The organism is Pseudomonas imrae (genome assembly GCF_046352735.2).
Lineage (GTDB): Bacteria > Pseudomonadota > Gammaproteobacteria > Pseudomonadales > Pseudomonadaceae > Aquipseudomonas > Aquipseudomonas imrae.
In genome coordinates this window covers 785,634-800,279 of sequence record NZ_CP110853.2, presented here as the reverse complement: position 1 = coordinate 800,279, position 14,646 = coordinate 785,634, and the positions used below count along the sequence as shown (strand labels likewise).

Sequence of the window (14,646 nt, the reverse complement as noted above, 5' to 3'; positions counted from 1 at the left end):
CGATCGCGCGCGCCTCAGCAAGCGTAACGAGCCAGTTTGTCCTGGATGAAGTCCAGAAAACACTGAATGCGCAGGGCCAGTTGCGAGTTGCGGTAGTACACAGCGTTGATCGGCTGACGATAGCCGCTGTTGAACTGCGCCAGGATCACCTGCAGGCGCCCGGTCTGAACGTCGTCGTTGGTCATGAAATGCGACAGGCAGGCGATCCCCTGTCCTTGCAGCGCCAACTGGCGCACCGTTTCACCGCTGGAGGCGGCAAGGCCTGGCTGGATCTGCCAGCGATCGCCCTCGGCATGGCGCAACGGCCAATGATTGAGGGTTTCGGTCTGGGTGAATCCCAGCAGCGTGTGGTCCGCCAGCTCCGCCACCGTGGTCGGTATACCGTGCTGCTCCAGATAAGCGGGGCTGGCCAGAATATGCAGAGGACTGCAACCCAGCGAGCGGGCGTGCAGGGTCGAATTTGCCAGGGTGCCGATGCGGATCGCGATGTCGGTGCTTTGCTCCAGCAGGTCGATGATCAGATCGTTGCTGTTGAGCTCCAGCTGGATGTGCGGGTACAAGCGCCGAAACTCGGCAACATACGGCACGATGGCGTGCAGCATGAAGGGTGAAGCCGCGTTGATCCGCAGCCGCCCCGAAGGGGTTTGCTGGCGCGACGACAAGCGCTCTTCCAACTCGTCCATTTGCTCCAGGATCACCTTGGCCCGCTCGAAGAAATACTTGCCCTCCTCGGTCAGGTCCATGCGCCGGGTGGTGCGGTTGATCAACGTGGTGTCGAGCTTGGCTTCCAGACGCGACAATGTGCGGCTGACCGCCGAGGGGGTTTGCCCGACCTGTTCGGCAGCGGCGGAGATCGATCCGCACTCAATGACGCAGACGAATATCTGTAGCTCATCGGATCGGGCTTTCAAGGTGAACTCTCTTTAATACGCCAGCCTGGATACTAGCCGTATTACAGACTCAGGTTAAACACCTGGGCCAGATGTTGCTCGTAACGGGCCACATCGGCCTCGATGGCCGGGCGCTTCATCACGTCCACACAGAGGAAGGTCGGCAAGCCGGTCATGCCCAGGAACTGGTTGGCCTTGTGGAACGGAAAGTACACCGCATCCACACCTTTGGCTTCAAAGAAATCGCTGGGGTCGTCGAATGCTGCCTGCGGGGCGTTCCAGGTCAGCGACAGCATGTATTGCTTGCCCTGGATCAAGCCACCGCTGCCGTATTTCTGCGAGGCATCGGAGCGGGTGCGGCCATCGCTGGCATACAGGCTGCCGTGACCTTCGGTGAAGACCTCATCGATGTATTTCTTGACGATCCATGGTGCGCCCATCCACCAGCCGGGCATTTGATAGATGATCACATCAGCCCAGAGAAACTTCGCCACTTCTTCAGCCACGTCGTAACCCTGGTCGATGTGGGTCACTTTCACGTCGATGCCACCACGGTCCAATATCGCCAGCGCAGCATCGTGCAGGGTGTTGTTATAGCGACCGTCCGAATGGGCGAATTTTTTGCCGCCGTTGAGCAACAGTACTTTTTTCATGGGAAACGAACCTGAAGTCGAGAATGTATGGACTCAGGTTATCGACGACGCCACGGCAGAATAAGCCTCGACGGGGTAAAATACTTTTGACAAAAACGCACGAATCAAAAGTCGATTATTGCACGACATGCCTCAAGCGTTTAGCAACAAATGTCCGCCCAACGCAGCCATGCCGATGAAGAACATGCGCTTGAACAGTACCGCGCTGATGCGCTGGCGTAGGGTTTGCCCCAGCCACATACCCAGCAGCGCCGGTGCCAGGGCCAGGAACGAGGCGTTGAGTTCGCTGGCGCCCAGGTTGCCGCGCCAGTACAGGCCGATCGCCAGCGCCAGGGTAGATACGGTGAAGGATAAGCCCAGGGCTTGTACCAACTGATCGCGACTCAAGCCCAGGGCTTGCAGATAAGGCACCGCCGGGATCACAAACACACCGGTGGCCGAAGTGATAAGCCCTGTGACAAGGCCGCACATCGGTCCCAGCCAACGTTCGGTCGCAGGCTTGAGCTTGAGAGTCGGCAAAAACAGCCCGCTCAGGGCATACAGCAACAAGGCGGCCCCCAATGCCCGCACCACCTGCTGCCCACCGTTCATGCCCAACCATAAAGAACCAAGCACTGTGCCGAGAAAGACCAACAGGAGCATGGGCCACACGCGTTCGATCAATCCCCTTAAATGGCCACCGGACGCCAACTGCCAAAGATTGGTGATCGTCGAAGGAATGATCAGCAAGGCAGCAGCCTGCGCCGGCAACATAGCCAAACCGAGCAGGCCCATGGCGACGGTGGGCAGGCCCAGGCCGATCACACCCTTCACGGTGCCGGCCACCAGGAAGGTGCCGAACACCAGCAGAGTCAGGGCTGGCCCCAGATTTTGGTAGAACGCGAGGAAGGTGGTCATGGGACGATTCTGCGGGTTTGGCGCGGGGTTGGAAATTCACCATATACTGAGACAGCCTCTTGTTTTATGTGAGGCTGATGGTTTCATCGCAAGCAAGCCCGCTCCCACATTTTTATCCGCGAACACATTCAAAATGTGTGCGGGCTTGCCCGCCCCGGCATCCGAGAACTCAAGCCATGCACTTTGACCTGACCGACCTGCGCCTCTATCTGCACATCCTCGACACCGGCAACATCACCGCCGGTGCTGCCCGTAGCCACCTTTCCCTGGCCGCCGCCAGCGCGCGCATCCGGGCAATGGAGGCGTCATTGGGCATTGAGTTTCTGCAGCGTGGCCGCCGTGGTGTGACCCCGACTGCCGCAGGCAAGGCCCTGGCTCGCCATGCGCAGTTGCTGTTGCAACAGGCCGCGCGCATGCAACAAGACCTGGCGGAATACGCCAATGGGGTCAAAGGCCAGGTGCGCTTGCTGAGCAATACCACAGCCATCAGCGAATACCTGCCGGAACGGCTGGCGGATTTTCTTTGCCAGCACCCCAACCTGGAAATCGACCTGCAGGAGTTGCCAAGCCTGCGTATCACCCACGCCCTGCGCCAAGGCGCGGCTGACCTGGGGATCATTTCCGATGCGGTAGATACCCACGGCTTGCAGACCCGACCGTTTCACGATGACCCGCTGGTATTGATCGTGCCCAATGCTCACCCGCTGAGCGCGACACCCACCCGCTTTATCGAGAGCCTGCAATACGACTATGTGGGTTTAGCCGCAGGCAGTGCGCTGGCGGTGTACCTGGAAGAGCAGGCGCTGCATGCCGGCTTTCGCTTGCAGACGCGGATTCGTGTCGATGGCTTTGATGGATTGATTCGCATGGTCGCCCGTGGCGCAGGCCTGGGCATTGTGCCGCAGGCCGCGCTGCAGCGCTGGCCTCATCCACAAGGCTTCAAGGCCCAGCCCCTGACTGAGGACTGGGCCTGCCGCACCTTGCTGTTATGCGCCCGCTCGTTCGAGCAATTGCCGGGTTACGCCAAGGCCTTGCTTGACGCCTTGTCCGCACCCTTGCGGAAAAATGCGTAATACACCGCCGAAAGAATCACCAAAAATGGCACTCCAAACACCAGGGTCATCTTGAAGGCGTCGGTAAAAAAGGTGGTGATCATCACCGCGCCCATCAACACCAGGCCCAGCAGTGTGCTGTAGGGAAACAACCGCAGCTCGAATGACAACTTCGGTCCGCCGTGGCGCTTGCGATAGCGGCGGAAAAAGAAGTGGGTCAGGAAGATCATGAACCAGGTGAAGATCGCGCCAAACATCGAAATCGCCATCATCAGCGTGAACGAGCTTTCCGGGTACACCACGTTGAGCAAGGTGGCCAGGGCGATACCCGAGCTGGACAATAACAAGGCGTTCAGCGGGATCCCGCTTTTGCTCAGCGCCCCCATGGATTTTGGCGCGAAACCGGCGCGGGACAGACTGAACATCATCCGGGTAGTGATGTAGAGCTGGCTATTCATCGCCGACAGCGCGGCGATCAGGATCACGAAGTTCATCACCCCGGTGGCTCCCGGAATGCCAATGGTCTGCATCACCGTAACGAATGGGCTTTGGGTGTGGCCGGCCTGGGTCCACGGCACGATGGCGAGCATCAGCGCCAGGGTCAGCAGGTAGAACACCACCAGGCGCACGATGGTTGCGCGGAAGGCTTTCTTCACCGCCTGCTCCGGGTCTGCTGCCTCACCGGCCGCCACCGCGATCATCTCCACGCTCAAGTAGCTGAAGATTGACACGATCACCGCGATCCACATGCCGCTCAAACCGTTGGGGAAAAAGCCGCCGTGGGCAGTGTAGTTCTGTACGCCGTACTCTGGATTGCCAGAGCCGAATACCACATACACCGCGAGGATGATGAAGCCGACGATGGCACTGATCTTGATCGTGGAGAACCAGTATTCAAAAGTGCCAAACGTCTTCACACTGATCGCATTAAGTACAATCAGCACGCTGGAGAACGACACGATCCATACCCATTCCGGGACGTTGGCGAACCAGTATTTCATGTACATCGCCACCGCCGTGACCTCGGCGCCCACCGCCAGCACAATCGCCGCCCAATAGGCATAGCGCACCAGAAAACCGGCCAAGGGGCTCACGTAGAACTCGGCATAGGCACCGAACGAGCCAGAGGTTGAATGCGCCACGGTCATTTCCGCCAGGCAGCCCATCAACAGCAAGGTGATGAGCGCGCCGATGGCGTAGCTGACCAACACGCTGGGCCCGGCATACCCGATAGCGTATGCACTTCCCATGAACAGCCCGGTGCCGATGGCGCCACCGATGGCAATCATGCTCATTTGCCCGGAGGTGAGCTGGCGCCGCAGGCCCAGTTCGCGATTGGTGATTTCTGCAAAGCCGTTGTCTGGCGTGGTCACGTGGCGTGCCCCTTTATTATTGTGATTGCACTGTTTACTGCACGATGGAAACACTCAATCCCACATGAGGGTTGTGATGTTTTCAGGTGACGCTGTGGCGCACTTTGAATTGCGGTTGGTCCCAGGTTTCGCCATCAAGGATTTCGCCAAGGATGTCTACCGCATCCCACACCTCGGTGAAGCTGGTGTACAGCGGAGTAAAGCCAAAACGCATGATCTTCGGCTCGCGATAATCGCCAATCACGCCACGGGCGATCAGCGCCTGGACGATGGCGTAGCCTTGCGGATGTTCAAAGCTCACATGACTGCCACGCTTGGCATGGTCGAGCGGGGTAATCAGCGTCAGGCCGTGGGCGGCGCAGCGGCTTTGCACCAGTTCGATAAACAGGTCGGTCAGCGCCAGGGACTTGTTGCGCAGGCTGGCCATGTCGGTCTGGGCAAAAATATCCAGGCCACATTCGACCATCGCCAGCGATGTAATCGGCTGGGTGCCGCACAGATAGCGGGTGATGCCCTGTCCCGGTGCGTATTGAGGCTCCATCGCGAACTGCCGGCTATGCCCGAACCAGCCCGACAATGGCTGGCGCGCAACCTCCACCAGTGCCGGGTTGACCCAGACAAACGCTTGCGATCCCGGGCCGCCGTTAAGGTATTTATAAGTGCAACCGATGGCGTAATCCGCGCCAGCCTGATGCAGATCAATCGGCACCGCGCCGGCCGAATGCGCCAGGTCCCAGATAGCCAGCGCGCCACATTCGTGACTCAGGGCCGTCAGCGCCTGCATGTCATGCATGTAGCCGGTCTTGTAATTGACATGGGTGATCATCACCACCGCCGTGTCCTGGTCGATAACCTGGGGCAGTTCCTCAGGACTGTCCACCAGACGCAGGGCGTAGCCCTGTTGCAGCAGCTCGGCCAGGCCCTCGGCAATGTAAAGATCGGTCGGGAAATTGCTCGACTCGCTGACGATCACCTTGCGCTGCGGCTGGCGCTCGCGCTGCACGGTCAGGGCCGCGCTGAGGACCTTGAACAGGTTGATGGAGGTGGTATCGGTAATCACCACCTCACCGTCACCCGCGCCGATCAGCGGCGCCAGGCGATTGCCCAGGCGCTGGGACAGGTCAGCCCAGCCGGCACTGTTCCAACTGCGGATCAAACCATCGCCCCACTCCTGGGCAATCACTGCCTGCGCTCGCTCCAGAGCCGCCACCGGGCGCGCGCCGAGTGAGTTGCCGTCAAGGTAGATCACCCCGTCAGGCAGGGCGAACTGGTTGCGCAGCGGTGCCAGAGGATCGTGTTCGTCGAGGGCCAGGCAGTGGTTTCGGGTAGTCATGATCAATCCTGTTCTTATAGTGACAATGAGCCAAATAATGAACGAAGCTTTGCAGAATTTTCGTGCAAAGTGCGTTACAACTGGCTTAATAAGCCGTAGGAAATTCGAATTTAAACTCTAAAACCGCGGATTAATTCAAACCATGATTCTCGACGCCACCGACCTGCGCCTTCTGCATTTCCTGCAACAGGATGGCCGTATCAGTAACCAGGAACTGGCGGAGAAAGTCGCCTTGTCACCCTCAGCCTGCCTGCGCCGCCTGCGCTTGCTGGAAAGCGAAGGCGTGATCAGTGGTTATCGCGCAGTGCTCAACGCCGAACAGTTGGGCATTGAGCTGGAGGCCATCGTCCATCTGTCATTACGCCAGGATGCGACGGACTGGCACGAGACATTTATCAAGAAGGTCCAGGGCTGGCCCGAAGTGGCGAGCGCCTATGTGATTACCGGTGCCAGCAACTATGTGCTGCGGGTGCAGGCGCGCAATCTCAAGCACTTTTCGGACTTTATCGTGAACCACCTGAACCGTACGGCGGGGGTGATGGATATACGTTCAGAGATTGTGCTGCAGAAGATCAAGGACCGGGATGAACTGCTGGACTTGGTGGTCCGCAAGTAAGAAGGGGCCCTCTCCCCATAGGGGAGAGGGTTAGGGTGAGGGCCGGCCTAAAGCCCGGCACCAACCCCACATCACTCCTCCAGTGCCCTGACCCGCTCCATGCGCGTCTGTTCCAGCGCCACCACTGCCGGCTGCAACTCAAAGTCAAAATCAATCTGCGCAAACCGACCCTGCACGCCAAACTCCCGTGCCAGGTCCTGATCCTCGCTGAAACGAATCTCGGCAATCAGCTCATCGCGCGTGGCATAAGCAAAGTCATCGTGCAGGTACGGATCGCCCGACAGGTTGATCTGGGTCGTCAGGTGCCGATGGCCCGGCGCCGAGATGAAGAAGTGGATATGCGCCGGCCGCTGTCCGTGGCGCCCCAATTGATCAAGTAATTGCTGCGTCGGACCATTCGGCGGGCAGCCGTAGCCGGACGGCACGATGCTGCGAAAACGGTAATTGCCCTGGGCATCGGTTTCGATCCGACGTCGCAGGTTGAACGCCGATTGAGTGTCGTCGAACCAGGAGTACGTGCCGCCGGTATTGGCTTGCCACACATCGACAACGGCTCCAGCCACCGGTTTGCCCTGGATGTTCCGCACCTGGCCGCGCATGAACAGCGGCACGCCCGGGTCGAGCCCGTCATCCAGCCGCGCCTCGTATTTGCACAGCGGCGCGCCCGCTACATACAGTGGCCCTTCGATGGTGCGCGGTGTACCGCCGGTCTTGCCGGCCTCCTTGTCCGCCTCATCCATCAACAGGTCCAGATAATGCTCCAGGCCCAGGCCTGCGACCAGCAACCCGGCTTCCTGGTTTTTGCCCAACTCGTTGAGGTAGTTGACCGCCTTCCAGAATTCTTGCGGAGTGACTTCAAGGTCTTCGATGATATTTACCGTGTCCCGCAGGATTCGATAGATCAGCGCCTTGGCTCGCGGGTTACCGGCATCATTGAGGTTACCGCTGACCTCTTCGAGAAATTGTTGGGCATGGGCAGTCTGGGACAGTCGGATAGACATGGTGCAATCCTCATCTTGTAGTTATTGGGGGCTAGACAGACTCAGCGATCATCCTCATGGATCGAGGAGGGATGCCGGCACAGGGCATTCACTTCGATAGCCATGTAGGGATAGAGCGGCAGTTGCATCAGCAGGTCATGCAGTTCTTGCACGCTGTCGACGTCAAACACGCTGTAGTTGGCGTAGAGCCCGGCGATACGCCACAGGTGCCGCCATTTGCCTTGTTGTTGCAGGCGTTGCGCGAGGGCTTTTTCGTCGGCCTTGAGGGCAGCGGCGCGCTCGGGGTTCATGTCGAGGGGCAGGTTCACGGTCATTTTTACGTGGAACAACATCGCAGGCGTCCTCTTGTTATTTGTCACGACGAAAGAACGCCAGGCGCTCTTCATCGATAGCCAGGCCCAGGCCGGGCGCGGTCGAGACATGCAGCTGGAAATCGCGGTACAGCAGTGGCTCGGTAAGAATGTCTTCGGTGAGCAGCAGCGGGCCAAACAGTTCGCTACCCCACGCCAACTTGTTCAGCGTGAGGAAGGCATGGGCCGATGCCAGCGTGCCGATACCGCCTTCAAGCATGGTCCCGCCATACAGGCCGATGCCAGCCGCTTCGGCAATTGCCGCCGTGCGTAGCACCGCGCGCGGGCCACCGTTTTTCGCAATCTTCAGGGCGAACACCGAAGCAGCGCCCTCGCGGGCCAGATTGAAGGCATCTTCGACACTCTCGATGGACTCATCAGCCATGATCGGCGTCGGGCTCGACAGGTTGAGCCGCGCCATGCCGCCGCGGTTATTGCGAGAGATGGGCTGTTCGATCAGGTCGATTCCGTTATCCCCCAATACCTTGCAGGCACGTAGCGCAACGGCTTCGTCCCAGGCCTGATTCACGTCAACCCTGACACTTGCGCGCTCGCCCAGGGCTTTTTTGATCGCAATGACATGTGCCAGGTCCTGCCCCACTTCTCCGGCACCAATCTTGAGTTTGAAAATGCGATGGCGGCGCAGGTCGAGCATTTTTTCGGCTTCGGCAATGTCTTGCCCGGTGTTGCCGCTGGCCAGTGTCCAGGCCACGGGCAAGGCATCGCGCACGCGTCCGCCGAGCAGTTCGCTGACCGGCAGGTTCAGGCGTTTGCCGAGGGCATCGAGCAAAGCGCTCTCGACACCGGATTTGGCAAATGTATTGCCGCGAATGCAGCGCTCCAGGCGCAACATCGCCGCGTTGATGTTGTTGGCGTCCTGGCCGATCAACAACGGGGCGAAGTGTTGGTCGATATTGGTCTTGATGCTGTCGGGGCTTTCGTTGCCGTAGCTCAGGCCGCCGATGGTGGTGGACTCCCCCATGCCTTCGGTGCCATCGGCGCAGCGCAGGCGAATGATTACCAGCGTCTGGTTCTGCATCGTGTGCATCGCCAGTCTATGCGGGCGGATGGTGGGGAGATCGACGATGATGGTCTCGATCGATTCGATGGCACAAATCGGCATGACAATACCCATTGGGTTCTTTATTGATTGAGGTCGATTCTGTTCCGGTTCTTTTGCGGGTTCCAATATAGAATGGGTCTCGAACAATACCCTTGAGGTATGGAAGGAGTCCGCATGGAGCTGCGCCATCTGCGTTACTTTCAGGTGTTGGGAGAAACCCTGAACTTCACCCGTGCCGCTGAACGCCTGCACATCGCCCAGCCGCCATTGAGCAGGCAGATCCAGCAATTGGAAGACGAGTTGGGCGTGGTATTGCTGGAACGTGGCCGGCCGTTGCGGCTGACCGAAGCCGGGCGTTTTTTCTATGAGCACGCCAATGTGCTGCTGGAACAACTGGGCAAGGTTTGCGACAACACCCGACGCATCGGCCTGGGGCAGAAAACCTGGCTGGGCATCGGTTTTGCGCCGTCGACGTTGTACGGCGTCTTGCCTGAGCTGATTCGTCGCCTGCGCAGCCATGACGTACTGGAACTGGAGCTGGGGTTGTCGGAGATGACCACCCTGCAACAGGTCGATGCACTCAAGGCCGGGCGGATTGACGTGGGCTTCGGGCGGATTCGCATTGACGACCCGGCCATCGTCCAGCGGGTATTGGTGGAGGACCGCCTGGTGGCCGTGTTGCCAGCCGGCCATTCGCTGCTGGGCGCGCCGGTGACCCTGGCGCAACTGGCCGGCGAGCCACTGGTGCTCTACCCCGGCAATCCACGGCCCAGCTATGCCGACCATGTGATCGCGTTGTTCGACACCCATGGCCTGCCGATCAAGGTCGCGCAATGGACCAATGAATTGCAGACCGCTATCGGCCTGGTCGGTGCTGGCATGGGTGTGACACTGGTACCGGCCTCGGTGCAGATCCTGCATCGGGCGGACATCGACTACACGCCGATTGTCGAAACCACCGCGACCTCGCCGATCATTCTCAGCCGACGGGTCAACGACCAGTCGCTGGGCCTCAGTCACTGCCTGCAGTTGGTCGAAGAGTTGATCTGATACTTCCCTCGACATCGCGCCGAACCCGCTCCCACATTTTTGTCTTCAGTGTGTTCATGTACCGCGCATGCGCCGGGCATCGTTGCGTTGCAAGGTCTGGCTGGGCGACTCATCGAACAGCTTGCGGTACTGCGCAGAGAACCGTCCCAGGTGGGTGAACCCCCAACCCAGGGCAATTTCGGAAATGGTACGAATGGCGCCGTGTTCAAGGATCTCCTGACGCACGGCGCTCAAGCGGTACTTCTTCAGATAGGCCATCGGCGACAGGGCGAAGTATTTACGAAACGCATCGAACAGCTTGAACCGCGACACCCCCGCGGCGATTTCAAGGTCTTCCAGATGCACGGCGTCGCGTGCATGGTCATGGATGTACTGGCGGGCGCGGATCAGATAATGCGGCAACTTGGCCCCCAACACGCTGATCAGCTCTTCGGAGTAGTTGTTCGGCTGGGCGAGGATCAGCCCTTTGATCAGCGAACTTTCCAGATCACGGGTAAACGCCGCCTGCTCATACAGCTCACTGCCCAGCTCCAGCTCGGCAATAAAGTAGCGCGCCATGCGCCACCACGCCGCTGAAGTGCCGCCCACCGCGTCCATCACCGACTCGAAGCGCAGCGGCGCATCAATCGAGCGTTGCAACAACCCTTCCAGCGACTCACTCATCGCGGCACGGGTGATCACCACTTGCAGCTTGCGGCAGTCACCGGAGATCGCCAGCACCTGATGTTCGTTGGGCGAAATGATCACGCCCTGGTCGCGATTGGAACTCAGGCGTTCACCGCCCTTGCTCAGTTCCTGCTCGCCCACCAGCGGCAGGCTCAAGCTGTAGCTGCTGAAGTGCTCGGCGTCTTCAATGTCGATGGTGACGTCGGTACCGTATTCAATGATCCCAAGCGTAGTCGCACGGGACTTGAACACATTGGCGCTGTGGTGGAAGCGCAGGCGCTCGGGCGTCGCGGTTTCCAGGCGGTGCGGCCCGCAAATGCCGGACATCCAGGTGCGGGCGCCCTCAAGATCGAAACGTTCAATACGTATATCGCGTGTATGGCTACTCATCAGGCTGCACTCACGGCGGTTGTGGCCAGCGCGCTCTGACGGCGCGTCCGTTGGATCAAGGCAAGTTCTGCGCCATGCCAGCGGCTTGGCCACTGAGTGGATAGCAATCGCAGACTATCTGGATAAGAAAACGACTCTTGCGACAATTGCCTGGCAAGACAGTAGCGCATAGCGTCACCGCCCTGCACCACCGTGGGTATTTGATCCCCAACTATCCGGCCCACCTTCCCCCACTAACCGGATAGCCCCACACCCTTGCCCGCCCGCTAAATGAGCCACCGATCAGCCACACAATAAAAGGTGCCTCCCATGAGTGGTGCAAGAAGCGTCGAACAGTGGAAAACATTTATCGAAAGTTGCCTGGATTTCCGGCCGGCCGACCAAGTGTTCCGCATTGCCCGTGACATGTTCACCGAACCCGAACTGTTCGATCTGGAGATGGAGCTGATCTTCGAAAAGAACTGGATCTATGCCTGTCACGAAAGCGAACTGGCCAACAACCACGATTTTGTGACCATGCGCGCCGGGCGCCAGCCGATGATCATCACCCGTGACGGCGAAGGCCAGCTCAACGCCCTGATCAATGCTTGCCAACATCGCGGCACTACCTTGACCCGCGTCGGCAAGGGCAACCAGTCCACCTTCACGTGCCCGTTCCATGCCTGGTGCTACAAGAGCGATGGCCGCCTGGTGAAGGTCAAGGCGCCGGGGGAATACCCGGAAGGGTTCGACAAGGCCACCCGCGGCCTGAAAAAAGCGCGGATCGAGAGTTACAAGGGTTTTGTGTTTATCAGCCTCGACGTGGCGGGCACCAACAGCCTGGAAGACTTCCTCGGCGACGCCAAGGTGTTCTTCGACATGATGGTCGCGCAATCCGCCACCGGGGATCTGGAAGTGCTGCCGGGCAAATCTGCCTATACCTACGACGGCAACTGGAAACTGCAAAACGAAAACGGCCTGGACGGTTACCACGTCAGCACTGTGCACTATAACTACGTGGCCACCGTGCAGCATCGCCAGCAGGTCAATACGCAAAATGGCACAGGCGCAGGCACGACCCTGGACTACAGCAAGCTGGGCGCCGGAGATGCCAACACCGACGACGGCTGGTTCGCCTTCAACAACGGGCACAGCGTGTTGTTCAGCGACATGCCCAACCCCAGCGTGCGTTCGGGCTACGCCACGATCATGCCGCGCCTGGTACAGGAACACGGCCAGCAAAAGGCCGAGTGGATGATGCATCGCCTGCGCAACCTGAACGTCTATCCCAGCCTGTTTTTCCTCGACCAGATCAGCTCCCAGTTACGAATCATCCGTCCGGTGGCCTGGAATAAGACCGAGATCATCAGCCAGTGCCTGGGGGTGAAGAACGAGAGCGACGCCGACCGCGAAAACCGCATCCGCCAGTTCGAAGACTTCTTCAACGTGTCCGGCATGGGCACACCTGACGACCTGGTGGAATTTCGCGAAGCCCAGCGCGGCTTCCAGGGGCGCCTGGAACGCTGGAGCGATATCTCCCGCGGCAGCCACCGCTGGGAAACCGGCCCGACGCCCAACAGCGAAGCAATCGGCATCCAGCCGGCCATGACCGGTACCGAATTCACCCACGAAGGGCTGTACGTCAACCAGCACCGCAACTGGCAGAAGTTCCTGTTGGACGGACTCGACGCTCAGGCGCTGAAACTGCAGGAGGTGAAATGATGAATGCGCAATTGCAGTACCAGATCGAGCAGTTTTTCTACCGCAAGTCCGAGCTGTGTGACGCCCAGGATTGGGACGCCTATGTGCAGCTGTTCGACCCGCAAAGCGAGTTCCATTTGCCGCAGTGGGATTCGGAACACGTTTACACCCATGATCCCAAGCGCGAGATGTCGCTGATCTACTACGCCAACCGCTCGGGCCTTGAAGACCGGGTGTTTCGCCTGCGCACCGGTAAGGCCGCGTCAGCCACCCCCATGCCGCGCACCCTGCACTTGATCAGCAATGTACGTATTGCCGAGCAGGCAGACGGGCAACTGCAAGTACAGTTGAACTGGCACACGCTGTTTTATCGGCTGGCCACTTCGGAGCAGTTCTACGGCCACGCCACCTATAGCCTCAAACCTGAAGGCGAGAGCTGGGTAATCACCCGCAAGCACGCGCTGCTGCTCAACGACACCATCAACTCGGTGCTGGATTTCTATCACCTGTGACGGTGGCTTGCCCCTACAGGTATTACCCCCAACTTCGGAGAATGGTGGATGAATCATAAAGTGGCCTTCAGCTTTGCCGACGGCAAGACCTTGTTCTTTGCGGTGGGCGCCAACGAAATCCTGCTGGACGCCGCCTTGCGCAGCGGCATCAAGATCCCGCTGGACTGCCGTGAAGGCGTATGCGGCACCTGCCAGGGACGCTGCGAATCCGGTGACTACAGCCAGGATTATGTAGATGAAGAGGCCCTTTCCAGCCTAGACCTGCAACAGCGCAAAATGCTCAGTTGCCAGACCCGGGTCAAATCCGATGCGGCGTTTTACTTCGACTTTGATTCAAGCCTGTGCAACGCACCGGGGCCACTGCGCCTGACCGGCAAGGTGTGCCAGGTGCAACAGGTTTCGTCCAGCACAGCAATCATGCATATCCAGCTCGAGCAGCCATTGGACTTTTTGCCTGGCCAATATGCGCGACTGTCGATCCCCGGCACCGAGCAACAGCGCTCGTACTCTTTCGCCAATCGACCGGGTAGCCGCTTGCAGTTTCTGATCCGCCTGCTGCCTGACGGGGTTATGAGCAATTACCTGCGTGAGCGGTGCCAGGTGGGCGACGAACTGCAATTGGAAGCACCGTTGGGGGCATTTTACTTGCGCCACGTGACCCGGCCGCTGGTGCTGGTTGCAGGTGGAACCGGGCTTTCGGCCTTGCTGGGCATGCTCGATCAATTGGTCGAACGTGGGTGCGAGCAGCCGGTGCACTTGTACTATGGCGTGCGCGGGGCCGAAGACCTGTGCGAAGCCGAGCGCATCCAGGACTACGCCCGAACCCTGCAGGGTTTTCGCTACACACAAGTGCTCAGCGACCCATCGCCGCAGTGGACCGGCAAGCGCGGCTACCTGACCGAACATTTCGACATGGCCGAATTGCGGGATAGACCGGCCGATATGTACGTATGCGGCCCACCTCCAATGGTCGAATCCATCAAAAACTGGCTGCTGGATCAGGCACTTGATGGCGTTCAACTGTATTACGAAAAGTTTACCGAGAGTAATATCTGACCCCTCAGCAATGAGGGGCGGGTCTGGCGTGCAGGATCAACCCTGAAAAAAACAAGTAGAAGGG

The 14,646-nt window shown here is 59.3% G+C and carries 15 protein-coding genes; 6 read left to right on the top strand and 9 right to left on the bottom strand.

Annotation, left to right across the window (positions count from 1 at the left end):
* Positions 1-14: 14 nt before the first annotated feature.
* The 3 genes from OQ460_RS03495 to OQ460_RS03485 all read right to left on the bottom strand — a co-directional run bounded on the left by OQ460_RS03495 (position 15) and on the right by OQ460_RS03485 (position 2,440).
* Positions 15-911: a LysR substrate-binding domain-containing protein gene (locus OQ460_RS03495; protein WP_410020515.1), complete on the bottom strand. Its 897-nt coding sequence runs from the start codon at positions 909-911 to the stop codon at positions 15-17.
* A 41-nt stretch (positions 912-952) separates the two neighbouring features.
* Positions 953-1,543 (bottom strand): NAD(P)H-dependent oxidoreductase, encoded by a 591-nt coding sequence (locus OQ460_RS03490; protein WP_410020514.1) that lies wholly within the window; start codon positions 1,541-1,543, stop codon positions 953-955.
* Positions 1,544-1,675: 132 nt separating this feature from the next.
* Entirely contained in the window at positions 1,676-2,440 is a 765-nt protein-coding gene (locus OQ460_RS03485) for a sulfite exporter TauE/SafE family protein (RefSeq protein WP_410020513.1), read from the bottom strand.
* A 176-nt stretch (positions 2,441-2,616) separates the two neighbouring features.
* Here OQ460_RS03485 and OQ460_RS03480 point away from each other — a divergent pair, with 176 nt between their 5' ends.
* The gene (locus tag OQ460_RS03480; protein ID WP_410020512.1) at positions 2,617-3,513 is read left to right on the top strand and encodes a LysR substrate-binding domain-containing protein; all 897 of its coding nucleotides are present in this window, start codon (positions 2,617-2,619) and stop codon (positions 3,511-3,513) included.
* Here the strand turns inward: OQ460_RS03480 and OQ460_RS03475 are convergent.
* Both OQ460_RS03475 and kynU read right to left on the bottom strand, forming a co-directional pair.
* The gene (locus OQ460_RS03475) at positions 3,459-4,865 is read right to left on the bottom strand and encodes an amino acid permease (protein WP_410020511.1); all 1,407 of its coding nucleotides are present in this window, start codon (positions 4,863-4,865) and stop codon (positions 3,459-3,461) included. The genes OQ460_RS03480 and OQ460_RS03475 overlap by 55 nt on opposite strands.
* Before the next feature lie 82 nt (positions 4,866-4,947).
* The gene (gene kynU / locus OQ460_RS03470; RefSeq protein WP_410020510.1) at positions 4,948-6,198 is read right to left on the bottom strand and encodes a kynureninase; all 1,251 of its coding nucleotides are present in this window, start codon (positions 6,196-6,198) and stop codon (positions 4,948-4,950) included.
* A 142-nt stretch (positions 6,199-6,340) separates the two neighbouring features.
* Between kynU and OQ460_RS03465 the strand changes: the two genes are divergently transcribed.
* Positions 6,341-6,814 (top strand): Lrp/AsnC family transcriptional regulator, encoded by a 474-nt coding sequence (locus OQ460_RS03465; protein WP_410020509.1) that lies wholly within the window; start codon positions 6,341-6,343, stop codon positions 6,812-6,814.
* A 71-nt stretch (positions 6,815-6,885) separates the two neighbouring features.
* On the opposite strand, the gene catA is transcribed toward OQ460_RS03465, so the two are convergent.
* The 3 genes from catA to OQ460_RS03450 are packed head-to-tail and all read right to left on the bottom strand — an operon-like array spanning position 6,886 to position 9,288.
* Positions 6,886-7,815 (bottom strand): catechol 1,2-dioxygenase, encoded by a 930-nt coding sequence (catA, locus tag OQ460_RS03460; RefSeq protein ID WP_410020508.1) that lies wholly within the window; start codon positions 7,813-7,815, stop codon positions 6,886-6,888.
* Between the two features lie 41 nt (positions 7,816-7,856).
* Positions 7,857-8,147, bottom strand: coding sequence for a muconolactone Delta-isomerase (gene catC, locus OQ460_RS03455; protein WP_410020507.1), 291 nt, complete (start codon positions 8,145-8,147; stop codon positions 7,857-7,859).
* 16 nt (positions 8,148-8,163) lie between these two features.
* Positions 8,164-9,288 carry a muconate cycloisomerase family protein gene (locus OQ460_RS03450; protein ID WP_410021918.1) on the bottom strand — a complete coding sequence of 375 codons (1,125 nt, stop codon included), beginning with the start codon at positions 9,286-9,288 and terminating at the stop codon, positions 8,164-8,166.
* 114 nt (positions 9,289-9,402) lie between these two features.
* On the opposite strand from OQ460_RS03450, the gene OQ460_RS03445 reads away from it, so the two are divergent.
* Positions 9,403-10,278 (top strand): LysR family transcriptional regulator, encoded by an 876-nt coding sequence (locus OQ460_RS03445; RefSeq protein WP_410020506.1) that lies wholly within the window; start codon positions 9,403-9,405, stop codon positions 10,276-10,278.
* Between the two features lie 54 nt (positions 10,279-10,332).
* Here OQ460_RS03445 and OQ460_RS03440 read toward each other — a convergent pair whose 3' ends face one another.
* Complete coding sequence (locus OQ460_RS03440; RefSeq protein WP_410020505.1) at positions 10,333-11,334, bottom strand: AraC family transcriptional regulator; 1,002 nt, start codon at positions 11,332-11,334, stop codon at positions 10,333-10,335.
* Between the two features lie 309 nt (positions 11,335-11,643).
* On the opposite strand from OQ460_RS03440, the gene antA reads away from it, so the two are divergent.
* From antA to antC, 3 genes are read left to right on the top strand one after another with little or no spacing between them, the layout of a single operon-like run.
* Positions 11,644-13,035 (top strand): anthranilate 1,2-dioxygenase large subunit, encoded by a 1,392-nt coding sequence (gene antA / locus OQ460_RS03435; RefSeq protein WP_410020504.1) that lies wholly within the window; start codon positions 11,644-11,646, stop codon positions 13,033-13,035.
* Entirely contained in the window at positions 13,035-13,526 is a 492-nt protein-coding gene (gene antB / locus OQ460_RS03430) for an anthranilate 1,2-dioxygenase small subunit (protein WP_410021917.1), read from the top strand. The genes antA and antB overlap by 1 nt, the downstream gene beginning before the upstream one ends.
* 48 nt (positions 13,527-13,574) lie before the next feature.
* Positions 13,575-14,582: an anthranilate 1,2-dioxygenase electron transfer component AntC gene (gene antC / locus OQ460_RS03425; protein WP_410020503.1), complete on the top strand. Its 1,008-nt coding sequence runs from the start codon at positions 13,575-13,577 to the stop codon at positions 14,580-14,582.
* The last annotated feature ends 64 nt before the right edge of the window (positions 14,583-14,646 follow it).